The organism is Micromonospora sp. NPDC005194, from assembly GCF_040608335.1.
GTDB lineage: Bacteria > Actinomycetota > Actinomycetes > Mycobacteriales > Micromonosporaceae > Micromonospora.
Map to the genome: position 1 here is coordinate 1 of NZ_JBEXIA010000036.1, position 24,042 is coordinate 24,042.

Genomic DNA, 24,042 nt, shown 5'->3' on the forward strand with positions numbered 1-24,042 from the left:
CGCTACCAGCTTCGCCTGGCCGCTCGGGCCCGGGAGATGGTCGACCAGGGTACCGCCCTGGAGGCTGCCTGCCGGATCATCATCCTCGAAGACCAACTCGAGGAAGCTCTGCGGCAGAACCAGCAGCACGGGACAGGCAACGCGACTGACCGGACCACTGACGGGTGAGGTCGCCGGCTGGCGGTGAGCGGGCCGGCCCGCCAGTGCGAACCACCTCGTGGCCGCCCCTACTCCTGCTCGTTGGACCTCTTGCCATCCCGGCCGCCGGCCGGGTTGCGGTACGAGGCCGGGGCCCGAGGCGCCGCTCATCGCTATCGTGCAGCCGCCCGCGCGGTCCGAAGTGCCGAGTTCGGGCGGCGGGCAATCGACGTCGCTCGTCCCCGCAGCGTGCTCGGCATCGTGCGGGACCGCGGCCCGTTGCCGATCATGCTGCGCGTGGTGGGACGCGGGTGTGGCGGTAGTCGCGGAGAATCTTGAAGGTCTTCATGTGGGCCGGAGCGGGGGAGCAGGTTGGGGAGCAACAGGGGTGCACTGAACGGCCTGCAACTGCACCGAACGGCACTCAACGGCGCGTAGCTGCCCCACCCCTAGCTGCGGCTTCTCGTCTGTGCAGGTCAGAGTCGGTGCAGCGTCCTGCTTACGCTCGAAGGCGTCAGTGAAGGGAGCGCCCTCTGCTTTCGGAGATCGCTGCGCGGGTGCGGAGTGGGCGATCAGTCGTCCCCGTCGAACTCGGTTTCGTTGACGAGGCCGCCCAGGGGCCCAAGATCGCGGAGGGTGTAGCCGTAGGGCGGGCGGGCGCCCGCCCAGGTAGCGGCCCTCGAGGAGGGTCTGGCTTTCCGACCGCCGACCAACGCCGATCATGGGACGCCCTCGCGTCTGCTTGCTATCCCGCAACGCGATGTCGGCGACAAGCACCAACTCCGATAGTAGCTACGATCAGTCGGCGAAGAGCCGGGTGATGGATCGGATGTGGTGGTCCATGGCGGCTCTGGCGACGGTGTCGTTGCGATCCCGGATTGCGGTTCGTATCAAGTCGTGGTCGTGATTTCGGGCATCGACGGCGCCAGCGATGGGTGCGGCGCCGGCGAAGCCGTACATCAGGAAGTCTGACAGTACCCACATGCGCTGGCTGAGGTCGGCTATGAGCGGCGAACGGGCCATCCGGTGGATGACCCGGTGGAAGCCGGCGTTGTGCTGGAAGTAGTCGCGACTGCGTTGGGCGACCTCGGGGGTGTGTTCCGCTTGATGTAGCAGCTCGAACGCGTGGTCGAGCTCTACGAGTTCCTCTGGAGTGTGTCGACGGGCCGCTGCTGCTGCGATGTCACCCTCGAACGAGCCGAACACGCCGAAGAAGTCGCGCGCCTCCTGCTGGGTGTACTGCCGGACAACACAGCCGCTCTGGGGCACGATCTCCACGAGTCCCATCGTGGCGAGTCGTCGCAGCGCCTCCATGACGGGTTGTTTGCTGACCCCGAACTCTTCCTTGATCGCATCGATCGGCACGCGGGAGCCGGGTGGGTACGTGCCCTCGACGAGCTGTTCTCGCAGGCGGTCGAACAGCAGACGTCCCAACGGGACGTCTGTTCTTCCCGATTCGGTGGCTATGCTCATCGCGGTTCCCAATCTCAGGTGCTGGCGCTGGGCACAAGCCAACCATGTCGACGAGTCTCGTCGGTCGTGCTCAGTCGAGGGTCACAGTGGTCAGGCCGAAGCCCGCAATCAGCTCACGGATCGGTCGGTAGTAGCTGTACTGAACGCTGTAAGCGCCACAGGATCCTAGTGCGGCATAGGCCGCGATCCAGGACCGCACCTCGTGTGAGGAGTTCCCGGCGATCCTGGCCATCTCCTCTGGCGTCCACGCATCCAGGCTGGTCAGGTCACCCGAGGCGAGGGTGGCCATGAGGGCGCGGTCCCAGTCGGGGGCGAGGTCCTGGATATCGGCGGTGCCTGCTGCGAAGGCCCTGGCGGTCTCGACGACGCGCTGCTCTCGTTCCTTCCGCCAGCTCGGAGTCGCGGGCAGATGGTGACCCAGCAGGACCCGGCGCTGCTCAGGCGTGGCAGTTGCCAGTCGAGCGACGGGCGGGTCGTGGGAGAGACCGCCAGAGGCGATGAGCAGGGTCCTCATCTCCAGTTGGGCAACATGGCGGCCGACTGCTTCGCCGAGAAGCCGGACTCGCTGGAGCGGGGTGAAGGGTGGTGCGACGGAGTTGAGGAAGATCGGCACCACGGGGCGGGCGGCGATGTCGCCGAAGAGGATCTCCATGGGCTGGACCGCGCCGTGGTCGAGCTCCATTTGAAGGGAGACCGCGAGGTCGATGCCTGCCGACATGACGGCCTCGGCGATCCCTCGTGCGATCTCCTCTGGCACGTTGAGGGGGCCCGGTTGGGTGCCGTAGTCGCCGACGCTGTTCGCCGCATAGCCGATGCAGAAGGGCGGCATCAGGTTGTAGAAGAAGCCGTTGTAGTGGTCCGGCCCGAAACTGATCACAAGCTCCGGGTCGAAGTCCTCCGCGAAGCGCCGGGCGGTCGTGAACGCCTGATCGAGCTCGGCTGCCACCCCAGCCTCAAGGTCGGCGTGTTCGAGCAGAGGGCTGTGAGAGGTGGCAATCAGTGCAACGGTCATCTCACACTGCTTCGTTTCCGAGCAGGAAGTCCAGGTGCACGCGGTTGAACACCGAGGTCTGCTCGTATTGTGGCCAGTGGCCGGCGTTTTCGATGACCTGCAGGCGGCCGTTGGGGATCAGCTCGGCGATGCGCCGGCCCTCGTCGACCGGGCCCGAGGGGTCCTTGGTCGTCCAGATCACCAGCGCCTCCGCCTTGATCGCACGCAGGTCGTCGTCGCTGAGCATGTTCCTCTTGCGTGTCTCGAGGTCCTGCAGAGCCATGTTCATCCGGCAGGCCCGCGGCCAGTCCGGCTGCTGGAAGATCATCTGGCGGGTCTTGATGAGGTCGGCGGTGACCATGGACGGGTCGGCCATCAGCCACTCCAGGCGCGCCTTGACCCGCTCCCAGGACGGGTCCTCCGCGGCCTGCATGGACAGCGTGTAGAGGCGCTCCATCACCTGCGGGTTGGCCATCGTGCCACCCATGGTGTTGAGCGCGATCCGCTCCACCTTGTCGGGATAAAGTTGGGCGAAACGGGCCGTTACCCAGCCGCCCAGCGATTCGCCGCTGAAGTACGCCTTGTCGTAGCCGAGCGTGTCCATGACGTGGTGGACCTGGTCGATGTAGTGGGGGATCTCCAGAGGGTGGTCGGGCTTGGCCGAGTAGCCGTGCCCGATGAAGTCGATGGCGTAGACGTTGAAGTGCTCGGCGTGCGCCTTCAGGTTCCGCACGTAGGCCTCGGCGTGACCGGTGACACCGTGCAGCATGAGCAGCAGTGGCTTGTCCTGCGACCCTGCCTTCAGGTAGCGGGTCCGGTAGGGCCCCGCCTGGATGAAGCCCTGGCTGAACTCCACCTGGGCGAGGTCTGACCACACACTGGTGAACTCACGCTCGGTCATGTCCGTCCTTCCCCTCGACGTCTCAACTAGCATGCTAGCTGGCCGATGTAATGTCCATACCGGGTGGCGCGTGATAGAACTTTTGCAGGGTGGCAGTTGTGGTAGCGATCACCTCGTGCCACGATGTGGCATGCCAATCTCCGGCGGCCCCGTTCCCCGGGAGGCTGCCGAACGCTACCTGTGAGGAGTCCGAACATGGCAACGATGCGAGCCGCGCGGCTGCACGAAGTCGGCGGCAAGTTCCAGATCGACGAGATTGAGAAGCCGGTCCCGGGTGACCAGGACGTGATTGTCCGCGTCGAGGCGGCGGCCATCGTCCAGAACCTGCGCAACGTCATCAACACCTACCCGACAGTCAAGCCCTTCCTCCCCCTGCCGCAGCTGCCTGCTGTCTTCGGCATGGACAGCGCCGGCGTCATCACGGAGGTCGGTTCCCGGGTACGCAACCTCAAGCCCGGCGACCGGGTCTACATCAACCCGGGCCTGGATTCCGGGGACTCGTGGGCCGCCCGCAACGGCGAGCCGATGAACGACCCGGCCTACACCTTCATGGGCTACTTCGGCTTCGGACCGGATTCCGCCGAGATCCACAAGGACTATCCGTACGGCGGGCTTGCGGAGTACGTGAAGGCGCCAGTCAAGAACGTCATCGTCATCCCGGAGAACGTTCCGCTCGACCACGCCACGCGCTTCGGCTACCTGGGCACGGCCTACAGCGGCCTACGCAAGGGCGACGTCCGCGCCGGCAGTAGCGTCCTGATCCACGGTGCGACCGGGACTCTCGGCGTCAACGCCGTCCTCCTGGCGCGCGCCATGGGGGCAACCCAGATCTTCGCCGTGGCGCGCAACAAGGAGCGCTTGGAGCGGGTCCGTCAGATCGACCCGGCACGCATCAAGGTCCTCTCCTTCGGCGAGCAGGAGGTTGGTGAGTGGGTCCGGTCCCACACGGATGGACGCGGCGTCGACGTGTTCCTCGACGCCACCGGTGACACCGCGACGGCTGACGTGACGATGGCTGGAATCTGGGCGCTGCGCCGTGGAGGCCGGATGGTCAGCATCGGCGCCATGCCCGAGGACCTCCCCATCCCCATGTACCGGCTCATGACCATGCACATCAGCATCATCGGGTCCCTGTGGTTCACCACCGCCGAGGGCGAGGACATGGCCCGGATGGCGGCTGCGGGCACTCTCGACCTGAGCCACCTCGACGCCTACCACTTCCCGCTCGAGCAGGCCAACGAGGCCGTGCAGGCGGCGGCCAACCACCGCGACGGCGGATTCGCCAGCGTCATCGTCCAGCCCCACAAGTGAGGACCCACTGATGAACCAGCTCAACGCGTCCAAAACCGCGCTTCTCATCGTCCACCTCCAGCACGACATCGTCACGGAGGGGACCGCCTTCGGGACGATCTTCTCTGCCGAGTACACCGCCCGCGACGTCATCACGAAGGTCAACGCCGCGGCAGAGCACCTGCGCGACAGGGGCGGAGTCGTGGTTCCGCTGCGTATCGCGTTCGCACCCGATCACTCCGACCTGAACCCCACGCTTCCGCTGCTGCAGATGGTGGCGCAGGCAGGCTGTCTCAAGGACGGCACGGAGGGCGCAGCCCTCGTTCCCGACCTCACGGTCACCGACTCCGACGTGGTCATCACGCACAAGCGACCGGGCCCGTTCACCGACTCCGCACTGGCCGACCTCCTCACCGAGCGCGGAATCGAGAACGTCATCGTGTGCGGCGTCGCAACCAACGCATCTGTCGAAGGCGCCGTGCGACAGGCCGCCGACCTCGGCTACCACACCGTGGTCCTTTCGGACGCGTCATCCGCCGCGGACGCCGGCGCCCACGAAGCATCTCTGGGCTCGATGGGGCTGTTCGCCGCCGTCGCAACCGTTGACGAGTTCACCTCTCAGCTGTCTTGACCGCTCGGCGCGCCAGCGAATCGCCCGCGCGCGCCATCTTCGGGGTCTCCGGCCATGCCTGCCGCATTTCCGGAGACCCCGACGCTCCACAGCAGACACCGGACGCGTCCGCCCATCGCACGTCGTACCGATGACAGCGGTAACCCAGCCGCGGGCCTGCCCGAGTCCTCGGCGGCGACCCGACACGAGGACACAGATGACCCAGATACCCACAAGCACCGATCGGGCCGCCGCCATCACTCAGGCGGCCGACCGGCTCGAATCCGCAGCGCGCAACGGCACGCCGTGCGAGCCGGTGCGTGACCTGCTCGGTGACAGCGACATGGAGCTGGCCTACGCGGTACAGCAACGACTCACCAGAAACCGGCTCGCTGCAGGCGCGCGTATCGTCGGCCGCAAGATTGGCCTCACCTCTCCCGCCGTACAGCAGCAGCTGGGGGTGGACCGGCCCGACTTCGGGGTGCTGTTCGACGACATGGATGTCTCCCACCTGCCCGTAATCCCGAGTGGGCGACTGCTCCAGGCCAAGGCGGAAGCGGAGATCGCGTTCGTACTAGGAGCGGACCTCAACTCCGAGAACTTGTCGGTCGACGTCGTCCGTGCCGCGGTTGACTACGCCGTCGCCGCGCTGGAGATCGTCGACAGCCGGGTGGCGGACTGGGACATCCGCATCACCGATACCGTCGCCGACAACGCTTCCAGCGGGCTCTACGTGCTCGGCTCGCAGCGGGTGACGCTCACCGACTTCGAGCCGGTCGACGTCACGATGCGGATGTACGTCGACGACGACCTGGTGTCCGAGGGCGACGGCGCCGCGTGCCTCGGCGATCCGCTCAACGCGCTGCTCTGGTTGGCTCGTACCACCCGTGAGCTCGGCGAGCCGTTGCGTGCCGGCCAGGTCGTACTCTCCGGCGCGCTCGGCCCGATGGTTGCCACTCCCACCGGCGCCAGGGTCCGAGCCGAGATCTCCTCCCTCGGCACCGTGACCGCCACGTTCTCGGCGAAGGAAATGCGATGAGCAAGATCAAGGTGGCCGTGATCGGCTCCGGCAATATCGGCACGGACCTGATGGTCAAAGTGCTGCGACTCTCCGAAACCCTCCAGATGGGCGCGATGGTCGGCATCGACCCGGAATCCGACGGTCTGGCTCGAGCCCGACGGCTAGGCGTGCCCACCACCCACGAGGGCGTGGACGGGCTGATCGCGATGGACGGCTTCGACGACATCGAGATCGTCTTCGACGCCACTTCCGCCTCCGCGCACGTGGTCAATGCCAAAAAGCTTGCCCCCTACGGCAAGAAGATAGTCGATCTCACCCCCGCTGCGATCGGCCCGTACGTAGTGCCTCCGGTCAACCTCGATGAACACCTCGACAGCGACGTCGCCAACGTCAACATGGTCACCTGCGGTGGCCAGGCCACCATCCCGATCGTGCACGCCATCTCCAGCGTCACACCGGTCCCCTACGCCGAAATCGTCGCCTCGATCTCGTCCCGCTCCGCCGGGCCGGGCACACGCGCGAACATCGACGAGTTCACCGAGACCACCAGGGCAGCGATCGAGAGGGTCGGCGGCGCCCTGCGCGGCAAGGCCGTGATCATCCTGAACCCTGCCGAACCCCCGCTGATCATGCGCGACACCGTCTTCGCGCTCATCGGTGACGCCGACCACAACGCGATCCGCTCCTCAGTGGCGGACATGGTCAAGCAGGTCGCGGCGTACGTGCCTGGCTACCGCCTGAAGCAGGAGGTTCAGTTCACCCCCATCCCGGACGACGAGCCGGTGCACACGCTGCTCCCCGCGGGCGCCGGACCGGCGACGACCAAAGTAACGGTGTTCCTCGAAGTCGAGGGCGCAGCGCACTACCTGCCCGCCTACGCCGGCAACCTCGACATCATGACCTCCGCCGCGCTCCGTACCGCGGAGGCCATCGCCGCCCGCCTCACCACCAAGGTCGCCCGTGAGGTGACCCGTTGACGACCCCTGCCGACCGAGAGACCAACGCCATGACCGGCTCCGCCCCCGTGAATCTGTACATTCAGGACGTCACCCTGCGCGATGGAATGCACGCCGTGCGCCACCGGGTCTCGCCGGACGACGTCGCGAAAATCGTCGCCGCCCTCGATGCCGCAGGCGTCGACGCGATCGAGGTCGCCCACGGTGACGGCCTCGCCGGGGGGTCACTCAACTACGGCCCCGGGTCGAACAGCGACTGGGAGTGGATCGAGGCCGCGGCCGACAACATCAAAACCGCCACTCTCACTACCCTGCTGCTGCCCGGCATCGGCACGGTCGCAGAACTCGAGCAGGCCTACCGGCTCGGCGTCCGCTCGGTGCGGGTCGCGACCCACTGCACCGAGGCCGACGTGTCCGCCCAGCACATCGCCCACGCCCGCGACCTCGGCATGGACGTCTCAGGCTTCCTGATGATGAGCCACATGGCCCCGGCCGACGAGCTGGCGAAGCAGGCGAAGCTCATGGAGTCCTACGGAGCGCACTGCGTCTACGTCACCGACTCAGGCGGTCGCCTCACCATGAACGGTGTACGCGAGCGGATCCGCGCCTACCGGGACGTCCTCGACCCCCAGACCGAAATCGGCATCCACGCCCACGAGAACCTTTCGCTGTCGGTGGCCAACTCGGTCGTAGCAGTCGAGGAGGGCGTGACCCGCGTCGATGCCTCTCTGGCCGGTCATGGTGCCGGAGCTGGCAACTGCCCCATCGAGCCGTTCATCGCCGTGGCCAACCTGCACGGATGGACCCACCGCTGCGACCTTTTCGCGCTCCAGGACGCCGCCGACGACCTCGTCCGGCCGCTCCAGGACCGCCCGGTACGCGTGGACCGCGAGACCCTCACCCTCGGATACGCCGGCGTCTACTCCAGCTTCCTCCGGCACGCCGAGGCAGCCTCGAAGCACTACGGCATCGACGTACGCACCATCCTGCTCGAGGTCGGTAAGCGGCAACTCGTCGGCGGACAGGAGGACATGATCGTCGACATCGCGCTCGACCTGTTGGCCTCTCGCGCGGCGAGCTGAGTCTCGCCCGGGGATGGTGTCCGCCGCTGTACGGTGCTAAAACGCCATGGTCCGCCATTCCCCCGCAGCGGATCGCAGTCGGGAACCTGCCAGCGGATGTGGTCGTCGGGCCAAAACAGGGCCGGCCGGTGGTGTCAGCGGCGGAGGCTGTCAGCAAGGCGCCCGTTGACGTGGGAAGTGCGGTTTGTGGCCGGTCGCGACCAGTAGCGGCCGACGGTGCGTTCGGACTTGCCGATCCGTACGGCGATGTCCGCCGGGTGCAGATGAGGGCCGCAGCGGCGCCAGTAGGCGACCGTGGTGGCGGTGCTCGTCGCCCTCGGACACCAGTATTTGTGGAGATTCGCGAGATCAACCGATCCTTGCGAATCGGCAGACGACGACACGAAGCATCCACGCGCATGGCGAACATCGGGGGGCGGTTCCGCCTGAGCTGATGCTCGTGCAGCCGTGCTGGTGGCGGCTATGAGTTGCCAACGTCGCCGTCGAGAAACTGTCCCTACCGGCAGCAACCCGACACCTGTGCGGCATCGGGCAACCCGCGCGGAACCGGGGCGAGGACGAGCAGCGGGATTCGGGGTCGCCGGACCGGCGCCGACCGGGCATGATCCTTTAGGCACCGAACCCGGCGGGCCCTCCGTCCTGTGCGGGAAGATGCGCGACACCCAGCTCATCTGGCCTGGCAGAGGCTTGGTCGCGCCGCTGAGGGGAACACTTTGCACTGCACGAAATGCGGAACCGAACTCGAAGGTCCCGGCCAAGGCCATACGTGCCGGTCCTCGACACCTCCACCCGCGCCCAGGACAGCGGGTTGGGACATCGCGACCTGGTTCGTAGCCGGTTTCGCCATTCTCTTCGCCCTAGCCGCGATCGCCGCAGCGATCCTCGGCAGCGCCGTGAGCGACCGTGCCCGCCCGCTGCCCCCGTCCGGAACCGGGGCGGCGATCGGTTACGTCCTGGCCAATTTGACTCTGATCGTCGCCGTCATCGGCCTGGGGATCAGCGGACTGATCTGGGGCCGCGGCACTCGTCAGATCGCCGAGGCGCACGGCTCCTCGGGCCGCTCGTACAGCCGCCACTGGGGCATACGCGTCTTCTCCTCCTGCGTCGTCTTGAGCGCCGCCACGGCCTGGTTGGCCGCCGACCGAACCGCCCCGCCCGTCCTGTTCGGCCAGGCAGCCCTGCGTACCCTCGGAGCCGCCGCGCTGATCGGCGGCGTGCTGCACAGCCGAAGGCGGGTTCTGCGGCTGATCGCCCACGTCGACCGCGTCGTCGCCGGACACTACTCAGCGGTCGCCGGGCAGGACCCGGCGTGGCCGTTGTCGCCCACTCCGACCAGCGACGACTGGAACGCCAGCCAATGGGACCCGGACGTGTTGCGCGACATCGAAGCCCGCCGTCACCGCGACAGAACCTGATCTCGAGGTGCGGCCGGTCGCCAGCGCGACGACGGTCGCGTACGGCGGACATCCGGATCTGCGGCATCGAGGCGTGCGACTGCGGGTTGATGTGCGCGATCGGATAGGTTGCCGGCGTGGATATCCAGGTGCTCGAGGGTGCGTTCGTTGAGGTGCCGACGGCCGATGCCAGCGGCATGGACCGGCGGGCATTCGGCGAGTTCGTGGGGCCGCGTGGGGAGTTGGCTTCGTACGCGTTCGGCTGGACCACCGGCTCGGACCCGCATGTCGCCCGACTGTCCGTTGGGATTGGTGTCGGCAATCCGGGTGGTGGCACCTTCCACGCCGTCGTCTTCGTGAACGACGGTGGTCATGCGTTCTCCCTGGTCGACGAGCCGTTTGAGCGGGTCCCGCAGGGCGGCCCGGACCTGACCGCGGAGCAGTCGCGTGCCCACGAGGACCTGCCGTTCGTTTGGTGGGTCACCGACCATGTCATGGAGCACGACCGGCGAGCCTGGTGGATGCGGCACTGGTTGCTTGGCACGGTCTGTGTCCAGACCCCTGAGGTGTTCGAACGTCATGAGCCTGTCTTGTTCGTCAGTCACGATGCGGACGACGGGGTCTGGCAGTTGGTCGGAGCCACCGACGCGAGCGGCAGCAACGGCAAAGTCGGGCACCTGCACCATGCCGTCGACGAGGACCCCAGCCTCATCGATGTTCTTGACCTGCCAGGTGGGCGCAGCGTGTCACGCGCGGGCGTCGGGAAACCCTGGACCGACAACGTCTGATCCAATCGCGGATTTCTCCTACCGCCCGTGTGTCGTTAGCCGAGACCCACGGCTCACAGGTATCCGGATCTGCCGCCGACATGGCGCAACAGCCGTCCGTCCACTCTCACTCAAGATCGCTCGCTACATCACCAGGCGATGATCGTGGCCGCAGACGTGTCCGCCAGCGCCATGGTCGGCGTGACTCACCAGGATTGCTGAACGAGTCAGCCGGCGGACCTACCCGAGCAGCGCCGCCGCCGCGGCCAGGGTGCCCAGCGACAGCGTCGTGGTCACCACCACCGCCCGGTTGGCCACCGCCTCGCCGACGCCGTACTCCTGGCCGAAGATGAACGTGTTCTGCGCTGTCGGCAGGCCCGCGCACACCACCACGGCGAGCAACTGTGGCGCCGACAGGTGCAGGGCCAGCCCGGCCGCGTACGCGATGACCGGCTGTGCGACGAGCTTCAGCGCGGTGATCACGGCCAGCTCGAGCTTGGTCGGCTCTGCTCGCGACGGCGCCGTGCGGTGCAGCGACGCGCCGAGCGCGACCAGGACGGCCGACGTGTCCACGGTGCGTACCGGGCGGCCGGGGGTTGCCCACGTGTACGTCGATCGGGGAGCCACGCGTTCAGCCTCGCATCCCGTTAGGACCGAGAAAACATGTCGGCGGGCCGGGACAGCTACCCAAGCGCCGGGCCTGCCAGGCACGGGTATCCAAGTCGTAAGGAGTCATGCCCAAGCAGATAGTTACATGACGGCGGCTTGCCGGGAGGAGATGGCGTTCCGGCCGCGTCACCGCACGGCCACACCGCCCGGGCCGCCGGTGACGACCGGGTGACGCGGACTCTGGCAGGGTCGCGGCACGAGGACGGCACGGTGCGAGGGGGCGGCATGATCAGGACGATGCTCCGGCTGCGAGCGCGGCCCGGCTGCGCGCCCGCGGTGGGGCCGGCCTGGGAGGACGTCGCCGGACAGCTCGGCGCGCTCCCCGGCGGCCTCCGGCACGAGCTGCTGCGGGACGCGCTGGACCCGTACGGCTTCGTCGTGGTCACCGAGTGGGCCGACGAGGAGGCGCTGCGCGCCTACCGGGACGGGCCGGTGGCCGCCCGCCTGTCCGACCTGCTCCGGCCGCTGACCGAACCGGCCGGCCCGCCCGACTACCCGCCGATGGTCGAGACCGGCGACGGGACCGGCCCGGTCTACGTGGACGTGGAGCTGACCGTGCCGAGCGCCCGGCTCGCCGAGTTCCATCGCGGCTACCCCGAGGTGGTGCGGCGGATGACCGCCGTGCCGGGCTACCGGCGTGAGCAGCTGCTCCACGAACCCGGCTCGGACGTGCACCACATCTTCGCCGAGTGGGACACCGCGGCCGAGTTCCTCGACTGGATCGGCGACCCGGCTCACGCCTCGGCGCAGGCCGGGCCGATCGCACCGTTCCTTCTCGACATCCGACGCCGCCTGTTCCACGTCGTGCCCGGTGGGGACGGCCGGCGACTCGACACCACAGGCAGGGAGGCCGATGTGCAGAGGACAACGGACGTACTGGTCGTCGGGGCGGGCCCGACCGGGCTGACCGCCGCCGTCGAGCTGGCCCGGCGCGGCATCGACTGCCGGGTGATCGACAAGCGGGCGACCCCGGCCGGGCAGGCCGACAAGGCGATCGGCGTGCACTGCCGCACCATGGAGATCTGGGAGGAGCAGGGCGTCGTGCGGGAGGCGATGGACGCCGGCATCTGGCTCACCGGCAACATGGTCTTCGTCAACGGCGAGCAGACCCACCGGATGAGCTGGGAGCTGCCCGGCCTGCCCTACGACCACCTCGGCCTGCCCCAGTACGAGACCGAACGCATCCTCACCGCCCGGCTGGCCACGCTCGGGGTGCGCCCGCGGCGCGGCGCCGAACTGGTGGACTTCACCCAGGACGCGGACGGCGTGACCGCCACCGTGCGCACCGCCGACGGCGCCACCGAGACCGTACGCGCGGCGTACCTAATCGGCTGCGACGGCGCGCACAGCCGGGTCCGGGACCGGCTCGGCCTCACCTTCACCGGCGGGCTGGGCCAGTTCCCGCAGCTGTTCATGCTGGTGGACGTCGACGTGGACTGGGACATGCCCGACGGGCACCTGCTGCGCTTCCTGCACACCACCGACGGGCGGATGGACGGGATGCTGGTCTGTGTGCCGCTGCGCGGCGAACACCGCTACCGCATCGCCACCCTGGCCCCACCCCGGTTCTTCGCCCGGACCGGCGGGCAGGACGCCCCGCCCGGCTTCAGCGAGGAACTCGGCGAGCCGACCCTCGACGACGTGCAGGCCGCCCTCGACCGCCTCGCCCCGCCCGGCACCCGGGCGACGAACCTGCGCTGGTCGTCGGTGTTCCGGATCAGCCACGGCATCGTCGACCGCTACCGCCACGGCCGGGTCTTCGTCGCCGGCGACGCCGCCCACCTGCACCCGCCGGCCGGCGGCCAGGGCATGAACACCGGCATCCAGGACGCCTGGAACCTGGCCTGGAAACTGGCCCTGGCGGTACGCGGGCTGGCCGCCCCCGGACTGCTGGACAGCTACGAGGCCGAGCGGCGCCCGGAGGGCGAGGAGATCGTCGGCCGCGCGGTGCGGCTGGCCGGCACCGAGGAACTGGACCGGGCCGACCTGGAACGGCAGTTCCTCCAGGAGATGTCCCTGCTGCTCAGCTACGCCGGCAGCCCGCTGGTCGGGGAGACCGTCTCCGACCCGGCCGGGCTCGGTGACGCGCCCCGTCCCGGCGAACGCGCGCCGGACGTCGAGGGTCTGCGCCGGCGCGGCGTCGGGCATCCGCTGCGGCTGCGGGACCTGACCCGGGGCACCCGGCACACGCTGCTGCTCTACGCCGACGCCACGGCCGGCGCGACGGAGCTGGCCGGGTTCGCCGACCTGTGCGCCGACGCGCGGCGGCAGGCCGGCGGGGAACTCGACGCGTACCTGCTGCTCGACCCGGACGTCGCCGAGCCGCGCCTGGCCGACCCGCCGGTGCTGCGCGACGGCGACCGCCGGTTCCGCGCCGGGTACGGCCTGGCCGGCACCGGGCTCTACCTGATCCGTCCGGACGGGCACGTCGGCTTCCGCGGCGCCCCGGTCGACGCCGACGCGCTGCGCAAGCACCTGCACCTGGTCTTCGGCGGCGCGCGGTGAGCCGGGTGCGCACGGTGCTGGCGATGCGGACCCGGCAGGGGTGCGAGGAGCGCTTCGAGGCGGAGTGGCGCGCCGCCGCCGAGGAGATCCGCACCCTGGACGGCTGCCTGCACCAGGACCTGGTCCGCGACGCCGACGACCCGAGCAGCTATCTGGTCATCAGCGACTGGGCGGACCGGGAGCGGCTGGACGCCTTCGGCCGCAGCGCGCACCGGGACCGGCTGCTGCGCGTGGTCCGGGAGCTGCGCGAGTCCGCCGAACGACACACCTACCAGGTGCTGCACAGTGTGAACAGCGAGCCGGGGGAGGCCCGATGACCGACGACGTGGTGCCGGCGAGCGAGCTGTACACGGAGGCGTTCGCGGCCAATCCCTATCCCACCTTCGCCCGGCTGCGTGCCGAGCGGCCGGTCTGCCCGGTCGGCTCGCCCCGGTTCGACTCGTGGCTGATCACCAGCTTCGACGACGCGCGCACGGCGCTGACCGACCCGCGGCTGTCCAAGGACCTCTACGGGCCCGACCAGCACTACCTGCGGATCTTCGGCCCGAACTCGGAGGGCCTGAACCGCAACATGCTCAACTCCGACCCGCCCGAGCACACCCGCCTGCGCCGGGTGGTGTCACAGGCGTTCGCGCCGCGGCGGATCGAGGCGTTGCGGCCCCGGGTGGCCGCGATCGTCGACCAGCTGATCGACAAGATGGTGCCGCAGGGCGAGGCGGACCTGATGCGGGACTTCGCCATCCCGCTGCCGATGACGGTCATCTGTGAGCTGCTCGGCGTGCCGCCGGTCGACCACGACCGGGTGCTCGACTGGACCCAGGTGATCCGCACCTCCGGCTCGACCAGCCGACCCCCGGCCGAGGAACGGGCGGCGGTGCAGGAGGCCCAGCTGCGGCTGCACCACTACCTGGCCGACCTGGTCCGGGCCAAGCGCGACGACCCGGCCGACGACATCATCGGCGCGCTGGTGGACGCGGTCGACCGGGACCACACGCTGTCCGAGGCGGAGCTGGTCACCACCACGTTCCTACTGCTGTTCGCCGGCCACCAGACCACCGCCGACTTCCTCGGCAACGCGGTGCTGGCGCTGCTCACCCACCCGGAGCAGTGGGAGCTGCTGCGGACCACGCCGAGGCTGCTGCCGACCGCGATCGAGGAGCTGCTGCGGTTCGACGGCCCGCTGCCGGTGGCCAGCCCGCGCATCGCCACCGAGGACGTCGAATACCAGGGGGTACGCATCCCGCGCGGCGCGATCGTCGGGGTGGCGATCAACGCGGCGAACCACGACCCCGCCCACTTCACCGACCCCGACCGGCTCGACCTGCGCCGGGTCCGGGGCCCGCACCTCGGCTTCGGCCACGGCGTGCACTACTGCCTGGGCGTCTCGCTGGCCCGGATGGAGGCGCTGCTCGCGCTCTCCGCGCTGCTGCGCCGGCTGCCCGGGCTGCGGCTTGCCGTCCCGCTCGCCGAGGTGCGCCGACTGCCCGCCGCCTCGCCCTTCCGCGGCCTGCTGGAACTGCCGATCACCTTCACCGTCTAGCCCGCCTACCCAGCCAAGGAGCACGTCATGGTCTTCCGGAACGTGATCGTCTGCCACATGGTCCCCGGCAGCGACGAGATCGTCGGCAACGTCTTCGGCCACTACGACCAGGCCACCCGGCCCCAGGATCTCGGCGTCATCGGCCGGTACCTGCTGTCGCACCACGACCTCTACCTGCACGTGATCGAGCGCGAGCAGGACCCGCGGATCTCCGGGCAGACGCGCGGGCTGCCCGCCTTCCAGAAGATCGCCGAGGAGATCGGCCCGTACGTGACGCCGTACCCGCGCTACTGGAAGAACCCGTCGGACTCGGTGGCCAAGGAGTTCTACCACTGGGCGCCGGAGGGCGAGCCGCCCGAGGACACCACGCTCACCGTGATCGTGGGGCGGATCAAGCCGGGCGCCGAGCCGGACGTGGCCCGGGTGTTCGGCGAGTCGGACGCCGGGTCGCTCCCGACCGACCTGGGTGTCACCGGACGCTGGCTCTACTCCATCGACGATGTCTACGTGCACCTGCTGGAGCAGGAGTCGTCGGCGGCCGAGGCGACCCGGGACCAGCACGCCGAGAAGCCGGCCTTCGGCAAGGTGATGCAGGATCTCGGCCCCTACGTGGAGCCGTACCGGCCGGACCTCTGCCACGGCCCGCAGGACCAGGTCGCGACCGTCTTCTACCGTTGGCGCGCGCAGGACTGAACCCGCGCCGAAACCACTATTCGTCGCACCCCCGTACGCCGGGCTGAAGCCGAGGCGTACGGGGTGTGACGGGCGGCGTCGTCCATCGCGACCAGTGCGGCAGGCCGCACGGACACGCGAATCGGCGGTGACCGTCCGGGTGAGGGTCACCGCCGATTGCGTGGTCGAACCGGTCAGGTGGCCGAGCAGGCGGTGTCCAGCTCCTTGATAGCGGCTTCCAGGGCCTTTTTGCTGGGCTTGGCGCCGGCGGACTTGTTGTACGCGTCGCTCAGGCCCATCATCTCGTTCTGGATTTTTTCGCTGGCGGCGGTGACTGCCTCGTTGGCGCCCATCGAGTGCGCCAGGATCGCGACCGAGCCGGCGGCCCACTGGGCACTGACCGCGAAGTGTCCGGCTGGCGGGCCGATCTTCTCGGCCTTGGTGACCTTAGCCGCGTTGTCCTTGATGTCCTTCTTGATGTCGGCGCAGGCCTTCACTGTGGCCGCGTCGTTGGCCGCGGTGCTGGTCGCGGTGGTGGCCGCACTACCGGTCGGGGCGGCGCTCGAGGCCGCCGGGGACGGCGAGGTTGCAGTGCCCGCAGATTCGGGCTGCGGATCGCAGCCGGACAGCGCGATTGCCGCCGCAACGGCCGAGCCAGTCAGGACGAGTCGAGTTCGGTTCATCGATGTTTCCCCCATGATCTTCATGTTCGGCGCACGCTACCAGCCCTGGTCGGACGGGTCGGATCAATTAGAGGGCCGACGAGCACGGAGCCCTAGGTCTGGAGCTGGATGCGGGGCGCGTGGTGACTGTGGACGACGGGTGCCGTAGTGCTCGCACGTGTCGGTCCGCGGGCGGCGAAGGTTGGTCTGCGTCGAGAACGTCCCCGACCGGACCGGTTCCGGGCAGAGGTAGCCGAGGTGCAGTTGCACCCATGGAGTGCGGGTGCACGCCGCCGTGGCGGGCGGTGAGGCGGCGTGAGCCAGACCGTCGCCGGCCGGGCTGGAGGTAGGGCCGGCCCGTCCGCTAGCCCCGACGTTCGCCGAGTACGTGCCAGTGGTGGCCGCCGCGGTGTCGCCGTTTAATCCTCGGGCGTACGGCTCGAACGGGAATCGGGTGGTGCAGGCATGGGGGATCGGCGTATCGATGAGGTGGCCCCCGAAGGTCATTCGTTGGCGGCCCGGGCCTCGGGCTTGATCCAGCCGAAGGTGCGCTCCACCGCGCGCTGCCAGTTCTCCCGTTCCTCGGCCCGCACGGCGTTGTCCATCTTGGGCACCCAGCGGGCGGCGGGGTGCCAGTTGCTGCGCAGCCCCTCCAGGTCGGGCCAGTAGCCGACCGCCAGCCCGGCGGCGTACGCCGCGCCGAGGGAGACCGTCTCGGCGACCATCGGGCGCACCACCGGCACCGCGACCACGTCGGCGACGAACTGCATCAGCAGGTTGTTGGCGGTCATCCCGCCGTCCACCCGCAGCGCCGTCAACTCCAGGCCGGAGTCGGCGTTCATCGCGTCGACCACCTCGCGGGTCTGCCAGCCGGTGGCCTCCAGCACCGCGCGGGCCAGGTGCCCCTTGGTGATGTACGAGGTGAGCCCGACGATCACGCCGCGCGCCTCGCTGCGCCAGTGCGGCGCGAACAGCCCGGAGAAGGCCGGCACGATGTAGCAGCCGCCGTTGTCGTCCACAGTGCGGGCGAGGGTCTCGATCTCCGGCGCCGAACTGATCAGCTCCAGCCGGTCGCGGAACCACTGCACCAGGGACCCGGTGATCGCGATGGAGCCTTCGAGGGCGTAGACGGCCGGCTGCCCGCCGATCTGGTAGCCGACGGTGGTGAGCAGCCCGTGGCTGGAGTGCACCGGCTCCGTGCCGGTGTTGAGCAGCAGAAAGCTGCCCGTGCCGTAGGTGCACTTGGCGTCGCCCGGCGCGAAGCAGGTCTGGCCGAACAGGGCGGCCTGCTGGTCGCCGAGCGCCGCTGCGATCCGCACGCCGGGCAGGACGGCGGTCGCGGTGCCGTACACCTCTGACGAGGAGCGGATCTCGGGCAGCATGGCGGCCGGGATGCCGAAGAAGGCCAGCGAGTCCGGGTGCCAGCCGAGCGCGCGAAGGTCCATCAGCATGGTCCGGCTGGCGTTGGTGACGTCGGTCAGGTGCAGACCGCCGTCCGGGCCGCCGGTGAGGTTCCAGATCAGCCAGCTTTCCATCGTCCCGAAGAGCACCTCGCCGCGCTCGGCCCGCTCGTACAGCCCGGGCGTGTGGTCGAGCAGCCAGCGCAGCTTGGGGCCGGAGAAGTACGTGGCCAGCGGCAGCCCACAGTGTTGCCGGAGGTCCTCGGCGCCGGGTGCCCGGGCCAGCGTCTCCACCAGTGTGTCGGTGCGGGTGTCCTGCCAGATGATCGCCGGCGCCACCGGGACGCCGGTTCGCCGGTCCCACACCACTGTGCTCTCCCGCTGGTTGGCGATGCCGATCGCGGCGACCTGGCCCGGAACGATGCCGGCCTGGGCGAGGGCCCTGGGCACCACCTTGCCGACGTTGCGCCAGATCTCCAGCGCGTCGTGTTCCACCCAGCCGGGCCGGGGGAAGTGCTGCTGGTGCTCCCGCTGCGCCACGGAGACCAGGTTGCCCCGGCGGTCGAACACGATGCAGCGGGTCGAGGTGGTGCCCTGGTCGATGGAGACGACGTAGCTGTCAGTCATTCCTCGTCCTCTCTGGGCGGATGGCGGTGCAGGGTGGACGGATCACCAGCGCGCCGCGCCGAGGTCCCGGGACACCGCGCGTGCGGCGTCGCGGACGTACGCGACGAGCGTCGGGCGGGGGTGGCGCTGCGCGTCGCAGACGCGATCGACCGGGCCGGAGAGCCCGATCGCGCCCACGACGAGGCCGCCGTAGCCGCGGATGGGCGCGGCGATACCGGCCTCGCCAAGGGTCATCTCCTCGATCTCGGCGCCCCAGCCGTTGTCCCGGATCGCGGTCAGCGCCCGGCTGAGGGTCCGGGCGGTGACCAGGGTGCGCCGGGTGTACGGCTCGGGTTCGCCCTGCATGACCGCGTTGGCGGCGCCGACGTCGTAGGCGAGCAGGACCTTGCCGAGCGCGGTGGCGTGCGGGGGCAGCAGGGACCCGACGTCGAGGGTCTGCAGGGTGTCGTCGGGCCGGAAGACGTGGTGGACCACCAGCACCTTGCCGTCCAACAGGGTGCCGATGCGGACGGCCTCGCCGCTGCGCGCGGCCAGCGGGTCGGCCCAGTTGATGGAGCGTGAGCGCAGTTCGTTGACGTCGAGGTAGCTGGTGCCCAGGTGCAGCAGGGCCGCCCCGAGCTGGTACTTGCCGGAGGTCTTGTCCTGCTCCACGAAGCCGACGTCCTGGAGCGTGCGGACGATGCCGTGCGCGGTGCCTTTGGCCAGGTCGAGAGAGCGGGCGATCTCCCCGATGCCGAGGCGGCCGGAGCTGCTGGCCAGCAGGCGGAGGATCGCCGCGGCCCGCGTGATGGACTGCACCTGACCCGGCATGGGGCGGAATGCTAATCGCGTTTTGGCGGCCGCAACAGTGTTCGGCATTGTCGACCGAGGTTCGTTGACCCGGCACCGAGGGTTTCCTACGGTTCACCGCACAGTGACGTTACTGCACCGCGGCGTCACCGACCGACCCTCCACTTCCCCCGAGGGGAGGGCTGCCACCCCCACCGTTTTTGGAGGCAAGATGGCGCAACGGTTGAAAGCGCCCGGGCTCGTTGGCGAGTTGGCCGCCGAGTTCGCCGGCACCGCGATTCTCATCCTGTTCGGCGTGGGCGTGGTCGCCCAGGTGGCCGCGGCGGGAACCGGCGAGTTCGACAGCATCGCCTGGGCCTGGGGCCTCGGCGTCACGCTCGGCGTGTACGTGGCGGGCCGCATCAGCGGCGCGCACCTCAACCCCGCGGTCACCGTCGCCCTGGCGGTCTTCAAGGGCTTCTCCTGGCGCAAGGTGATGCCGTACGCCCTGGCCCAGACCGCTGGCGCGTTCGTCGCGGCCCTGCTCATCCGCTGGAACTACAGCGAGGTGCTGTCCCGGTTCGACCCAGGCCTGACCAGCAAGAGTCAGGGCGTCTTCTCCACCCTGCCCGGTGCCGGCGTGAGCGAGTGGGGCGCGCTGCGTGACCAGATCATCGGCACGGCCATCCTGCTGTTCCTCGTCCTGGCCGTCACCGACGCGCGTAACTCGCTGCCCGCCGGCAACCTCGCCCCGCTGATCGTCGGCCTGATCGTGGTGGCGATCGGCATGGCCTTCGCCGCCAACGCCGGCTACGCCATCAACCCCGCCCGCGACTTCGGCCCCCGCCTCGCCTCGTTCCTGACCGGTTACGAAACGGCCTTCCAGGACACCAGCGGTTATCCGTACTTCTGGGTGCCGATCGTCGGGCCGCTCGTCGGTGGCATCATCGGCGCCGGCCTCTACGAGCTGATCATCGGCCGCTTCCTGCCCAGCGAGGACGAGTTGGAGCCGGGCGCCCTGGCCACCGAGAAGACCTCGGCCGAGGACGAGCTCGCCCGCATCTGACATCGCCGACCCGAATCCTTACGACGGACACAGAAGGAGACACCCGAATGGCTGACTTCGTCGGCGCGGTCGACCAGGGCACCACCAGCACCCGCTTCATGATCTTTGACCACGGCGGCAACGAGGTCGGCCGCCACCAGCTCGAACACCAGCAGATCCTGCCGCAGGCCGGCTGGGTGGAGCACAACCCACTCGAGATCTGGGAGCGGACCCAGACGGTCATCCAGACCGCGATGAACGCCCGTGGCCTGACCGCCTCCGATCTGGCCGCGCTCGGCATCACCAACCAGCGCGAGACCACCGTGGTGTGGAACCGCCGGACCGGCCGGCCCTACTACAACGCCATCGTCTGGCAGGACACCCGTACCGACCGCATCGCCTCGGCCCTGGAACGCGAGGGCAAGGGCGACGTCATCCGACGCAAGGCCGGCCTGCCTCCGGCGACGTACTTCTCCGGCGGGAAAATCCAGTGGATCCTCGAGAACGTCGACGGGGTCCGGGAGGCCGCCGAGCGCGGCGAGGCCGTCTTCGGCAACACCGACTCCTGGCTGCTGTGGAACCTCACCGGTGGCGTCGAGGACGGGGTGCACGTCACCGACCCGACCAACGCCAGTCGCACCATGCTGATGAACCTGGAGACGCTGGACTGGGACGACGAGCTGCTGTCCTTCTTCGACATCCCTCGCGCCATGCTGCCGGAGATCCGGCCGTCGTCCGACCCCCGCTCGTACGGCAGCACCCGGCAGCACGGCCCGTTCGCCGGCCGAGTCCCGATCACCGGCGACCTGGGCGACCAGCAGGCCGCCACGGTCGGGCAGGTCTGCTTCGCCCCGGGTGAGGCGAAGAACACCTACGGCACGGGAAACTTCATGCTCCTCAACACCGGCACGGAGATCGTGCGGTCGAAGGCCGGGCTGCTCACCACGGTGTGCTATCAGTTCGGCAACGACGCCCCGGTGTACGCGCTCGAAGGCTCGATCGCGGTCACCGGCTCGGCCGTGCAGTGGCTGCGCGACCAGCTCAAGATCATCAGTACCGCCGCGCAGAGCGAGATCCTGGCCCGCCAGGTGGAGGACAGCGGCGGGGTGTACTTCGTGCCCGCGTTCTCCGGCCTGTTCGCACCGTACTGGCGCTCCGACGCCCGTGGCGCGATCGTCGGCCTCTCCCGGTTCAACACCGACGCCCACATCGCCCGGGCCACTCTGGAGTCCATCTGCTACCAGAGCCGGGACGTGGCCGACGCCATGGAGCAGGACTCCGGCGTGCACCTGGAGTGCCTCAAGGTCGACGGCGGCGTCACCGTCAACGACCTGTGCATGCAGATGCAGGCGGACATCCTCGGCGTACCGGTCAGCCGGCCGGTGGTCGCCGAGACCACCGCCCTCGGCGCGGCGTACGCCGCCGGCCTCGCCGTCGGCTTCTGGAAGAACACCGACGAGCTGCGCGAGAACTGGAACGAGAGCCGGCGCTGGCAGCCGGGCTGGTCGCCGGAGCAGCGCGAGAACGGCTACGGCCGGTGGAAGAAGGCGGTCCAGCGCACCCTCGACTGGGTCGACGTCGACTGACGCCCCACCCCCCTCAAGGATCCGGGCGGCCGGCGCCCGTCGCCGGCCGCCCCACCCTCCTCAGGAGAGAGAAGACGGATGCTTTCCGCGACACTGTCACCGGCCGCCCGCGAGCGGTCCCTGGCCGCCCTCGGCAGCGGCCAGGAACTGGACGTCCTGGTGATCGGCGGCGGCGTCACCGGCGCCGGCTGCGCTCTCGACGCCGTCACCCGAGGTCTGTCGGTCGGGCTCATCGAGGCCGGCGACTGGGCCAGCGGTACGTCGAGCCGGTCCAGCAAACTCATCCACGGTGGCCTGCGCTACCTGGAGATGCTCGACTTCGGGCTGGTCCGCGAGGCCCTGCGCGAGCGGGGCCTGCTCCTGCAGCGGCTCGCCCCGCACCTGGTCCGCCCGGTGCCGTTCCTCTACCCGCTGCGCCACCGGGGCTGGGAAAGGTTGTACGCCGGCGCCGGCGTGCTGCTCTACGACACGATGAGCCTGTCCGGCCGCCACGCGCGCGGCGTGCCGACCCACCGGCACCTGAGCCGCCGCGGGGCGCTGCGCGCCTGCCCGTCGCTGCGGCCCGAGTCGCTGGTCGGCGCTCTGCAGTACTACGACGCCCAGGTCGACGATGCCCGGCTGGTGACCTTCCTCGTCCGCACCGCCGCCGCGCACGGGGCGTACCCGCTGTCGCGGGCCCGCGTCGTGGGTTTCCTGCGCGAGGGCGCCCGGGTTACCGGCGCGCGGGTGCACGACCTGGAGACCGACCGGGTGTTCGAGGTGCGCGCCCGGCAGGTCATCAACGCCACGGGGGTGTGGACCGACGACACCCAGGCCCTCGTCGGCGAGCGGGGCCAGTTCCAGGTCCGCGCCTCCAAGGGCATCCACCTCGTGGTGCCGCGCGACCGGATCCGGTCCAGCACCGGCCTGATCCTGCGCACCGAGTCCAGCGTGCTGTTCGTGATCCCGTGGGGCCGGCACTGGCTGGTCGGCACCACCGACACCGACTGGGACCTGGACAAGGCGCATCCGGCGGCGACCAGCCGGGACATCGACTACCTGCTGGAGCGCGTCAACGCGGTGCTGGCCACCCCGCTGACCCGCGACGACGTCGAGGGCGTGTACGCCGGCCTGCGCCCGCTGCTGTCCGGAGAGTCCGACGCGACCGCCAAGCTGTCGCGGGAGCACACCGTGGTCAGTCCGGCGCCCGGACTCGTGGTGGTGGCCGGCGGCAAGTACACGACGTACCGGGTGATGGCGCGCGACGCGGTCGACGAGGCGGTGCGCGGCCTCGGCGGCGCGGTGGCCGCCTCGTGCACCGACCGGGTGCCCCTGCTGGGGGCGGAGGGCTACGTCGCCCGGTGGAACCAGCGCCGCCGGCTGGCGCAGCAGTCCGGCCTGCACACCGAGCGCGTGGAGCACCTGCTGCGGCGCTACGGCGCCGCCGTCGACGAGGTGCTGGCGCTGCTGCGGGAGGACCCCACGCTCGGCGAGCCGCTCGACGGCGCGGAGGACTACCTGCGGGTGGAGGTCGTCTACGCGGCGTCCGCCGAGGGGGCGCTGCACCTGGAGGACGTGCTGACCCGGCGTACCCACATCTCGATCGAGAGCTTCGACCGGGGCCTGATGGCCGCCCGGCCGGCGGCGACGCTGATGGCGCCGGTCCTTGGCTGGGACGACGAGCGGGTCGACCGGGAGGTGGCGCACTACGTCGCGCGGGTCCGGGCCGAGCGGGCCGCGCACGAGCAGCCCGACGACGCGGCGGCCGACGCCTTCCGGCTGGACGCGCCCGACGTGGTGCCGGCGGTTGCCGTGGCGACCTGAGCGGGCTCCGGCGGTGTGCCCGCACCAGCTGGTCCTGGCACTCGTCTTTGTTCTCCGCCGGTCGAAGGCGCGCCGATGCGGCCCTAGGTGTCGGCGGCTTCACCGATCAGAAATCCTCCGCCACGTCGTCGGTTCCTTTAGC

The 24,042-nt window shown here is 69.7% G+C and carries 21 protein-coding genes; 14 read left to right on the forward strand and 7 right to left on the reverse strand.

The window, feature by feature from the left end:
• Positions 1-936 precede the first annotated feature (936 nt).
• The 3 genes from ABZU53_RS25375 to ABZU53_RS25385 form a co-directional block, all read right to left on the reverse strand.
• On the reverse strand, positions 937-1,611 hold the full coding sequence (locus ABZU53_RS25375) for a GntR family transcriptional regulator (protein ID WP_354862584.1): 675 nt from the start codon (positions 1,609-1,611) through the stop codon (positions 937-939).
• Between the two features lie 70 nt (positions 1,612-1,681).
• A complete protein-coding gene (locus ABZU53_RS25380) occupies positions 1,682-2,623 on the reverse strand; it encodes a 3-carboxyethylcatechol 2,3-dioxygenase (protein WP_354862582.1) in 942 nt (313 codons plus the stop codon).
• Between the two features lies 1 nt (position 2,624).
• Positions 2,625-3,503 (reverse strand): alpha/beta hydrolase, encoded by an 879-nt coding sequence (locus ABZU53_RS25385; RefSeq protein ID WP_355067895.1) that lies wholly within the window; start codon positions 3,501-3,503, stop codon positions 2,625-2,627.
• Positions 3,504-3,698: 195 nt separating this feature from the next.
• On the opposite strand from ABZU53_RS25385, the gene ABZU53_RS25390 reads away from it, so the two are divergent.
• From ABZU53_RS25390 to ABZU53_RS25420, 7 genes are all read left to right on the forward strand, one after another.
• On the forward strand, positions 3,699-4,814 hold the full coding sequence (locus ABZU53_RS25390; protein WP_355067897.1) for a zinc-binding dehydrogenase: 1,116 nt from the start codon (positions 3,699-3,701) through the stop codon (positions 4,812-4,814).
• 10 nt (positions 4,815-4,824) lie between these two features.
• Positions 4,825-5,424: a cysteine hydrolase gene (locus ABZU53_RS25395; protein ID WP_354862576.1), complete on the forward strand. Its 600-nt coding sequence runs from the start codon at positions 4,825-4,827 to the stop codon at positions 5,422-5,424.
• 196 nt (positions 5,425-5,620) lie between these two features.
• On the forward strand, positions 5,621-6,442 hold the full coding sequence (locus tag ABZU53_RS25400; RefSeq protein WP_355067899.1) for a fumarylacetoacetate hydrolase family protein: 822 nt from the start codon (positions 5,621-5,623) through the stop codon (positions 6,440-6,442).
• Positions 6,439-7,401: an acetaldehyde dehydrogenase (acetylating) gene (locus ABZU53_RS25405; protein ID WP_355067900.1), complete on the forward strand. Its 963-nt coding sequence runs from the start codon at positions 6,439-6,441 to the stop codon at positions 7,399-7,401. The genes ABZU53_RS25400 and ABZU53_RS25405 overlap by 4 nt, the downstream gene beginning before the upstream one ends.
• Before the next feature lie 29 nt (positions 7,402-7,430).
• Complete coding sequence (gene dmpG, locus ABZU53_RS25410; RefSeq protein WP_355067901.1) at positions 7,431-8,462, forward strand: 4-hydroxy-2-oxovalerate aldolase; 1,032 nt, start codon at positions 7,431-7,433, stop codon at positions 8,460-8,462.
• 893 nt (positions 8,463-9,355) lie between these two features.
• Positions 9,356-9,877, forward strand: coding sequence for a hypothetical protein (locus ABZU53_RS25415; RefSeq protein WP_355067903.1), 522 nt, complete (start codon positions 9,356-9,358; stop codon positions 9,875-9,877).
• Between the two features lie 116 nt (positions 9,878-9,993).
• Complete coding sequence (locus ABZU53_RS25420) at positions 9,994-10,644, forward strand: hypothetical protein (protein WP_355067904.1); 651 nt, start codon at positions 9,994-9,996, stop codon at positions 10,642-10,644.
• 219 nt (positions 10,645-10,863) lie between these two features.
• On the opposite strand, the gene ABZU53_RS25425 is transcribed toward ABZU53_RS25420, so the two are convergent.
• Positions 10,864-11,250 (reverse strand): AEC family transporter, encoded by a 387-nt coding sequence (locus ABZU53_RS25425; protein ID WP_355067906.1) that lies wholly within the window; start codon positions 11,248-11,250, stop codon positions 10,864-10,866.
• A 279-nt stretch (positions 11,251-11,529) separates the two neighbouring features.
• Here ABZU53_RS25425 and ABZU53_RS25430 point away from each other — a divergent pair, with 279 nt between their 5' ends.
• From ABZU53_RS25430 to ABZU53_RS25445, 4 genes are read left to right on the forward strand one after another with little or no spacing between them, the layout of a single operon-like run.
• Positions 11,530-13,797, forward strand: a complete 2,268-nt coding sequence (locus ABZU53_RS25430) for an FAD-dependent oxidoreductase (protein WP_355067908.1) — start codon at positions 11,530-11,532, stop codon at positions 13,795-13,797.
• 5 nt (positions 13,798-13,802) lie between these two features.
• The gene (locus ABZU53_RS25435) at positions 13,803-14,114 is read left to right on the forward strand and encodes an antibiotic biosynthesis monooxygenase family protein (protein ID WP_354862537.1); all 312 of its coding nucleotides are present in this window, start codon (positions 13,803-13,805) and stop codon (positions 14,112-14,114) included.
• On the forward strand, positions 14,111-15,337 hold the full coding sequence (locus tag ABZU53_RS25440; protein WP_355067910.1) for a cytochrome P450: 1,227 nt from the start codon (positions 14,111-14,113) through the stop codon (positions 15,335-15,337). Before ABZU53_RS25435 ends, ABZU53_RS25440 begins: the two co-directional genes overlap by 4 nt.
• Positions 15,338-15,364: 27 nt before the next feature.
• A complete protein-coding gene (locus ABZU53_RS25445) occupies positions 15,365-16,030 on the forward strand; it encodes a TcmI family type II polyketide cyclase (protein ID WP_354862540.1) in 666 nt (221 codons plus the stop codon).
• A gap of 173 nt (positions 16,031-16,203) precedes the next feature.
• On the opposite strand, the gene ABZU53_RS25450 is transcribed toward ABZU53_RS25445, so the two are convergent.
• The 3 genes from ABZU53_RS25450 to ABZU53_RS25460 form a co-directional block, all read right to left on the reverse strand.
• Positions 16,204-16,716 (reverse strand): hypothetical protein, encoded by a 513-nt coding sequence (locus tag ABZU53_RS25450; protein WP_355067912.1) that lies wholly within the window; start codon positions 16,714-16,716, stop codon positions 16,204-16,206.
• A 458-nt stretch (positions 16,717-17,174) separates the two neighbouring features.
• Positions 17,175-18,698 (reverse strand): glycerol kinase GlpK, encoded by a 1,524-nt coding sequence (gene glpK / locus ABZU53_RS25455; RefSeq protein WP_355067913.1) that lies wholly within the window; start codon positions 18,696-18,698, stop codon positions 17,175-17,177.
• 42 nt (positions 18,699-18,740) lie between these two features.
• On the reverse strand, positions 18,741-19,508 hold the full coding sequence (locus ABZU53_RS25460) for an IclR family transcriptional regulator (RefSeq protein ID WP_354862546.1): 768 nt from the start codon (positions 19,506-19,508) through the stop codon (positions 18,741-18,743).
• A gap of 190 nt (positions 19,509-19,698) precedes the next feature.
• Here ABZU53_RS25460 and ABZU53_RS25465 point away from each other — a divergent pair, with 190 nt between their 5' ends.
• From ABZU53_RS25465 to ABZU53_RS25475, 3 genes are all read left to right on the forward strand, one after another.
• A complete protein-coding gene (locus ABZU53_RS25465; RefSeq protein WP_355067915.1) occupies positions 19,699-20,532 on the forward strand; it encodes an MIP/aquaporin family protein in 834 nt (277 codons plus the stop codon).
• A gap of 47 nt (positions 20,533-20,579) precedes the next feature.
• Positions 20,580-22,097 carry a glycerol kinase GlpK gene (gene glpK / locus ABZU53_RS25470; protein ID WP_355067917.1) on the forward strand — a complete coding sequence of 506 codons (1,518 nt, stop codon included), beginning with the start codon at positions 20,580-20,582 and terminating at the stop codon, positions 22,095-22,097.
• Between the two features lie 78 nt (positions 22,098-22,175).
• Positions 22,176-23,900, forward strand: a complete 1,725-nt coding sequence (locus ABZU53_RS25475; protein ID WP_355067919.1) for a glycerol-3-phosphate dehydrogenase/oxidase — start codon at positions 22,176-22,178, stop codon at positions 23,898-23,900.
• Positions 23,901-24,042: the final 142 nt, after the last annotated feature.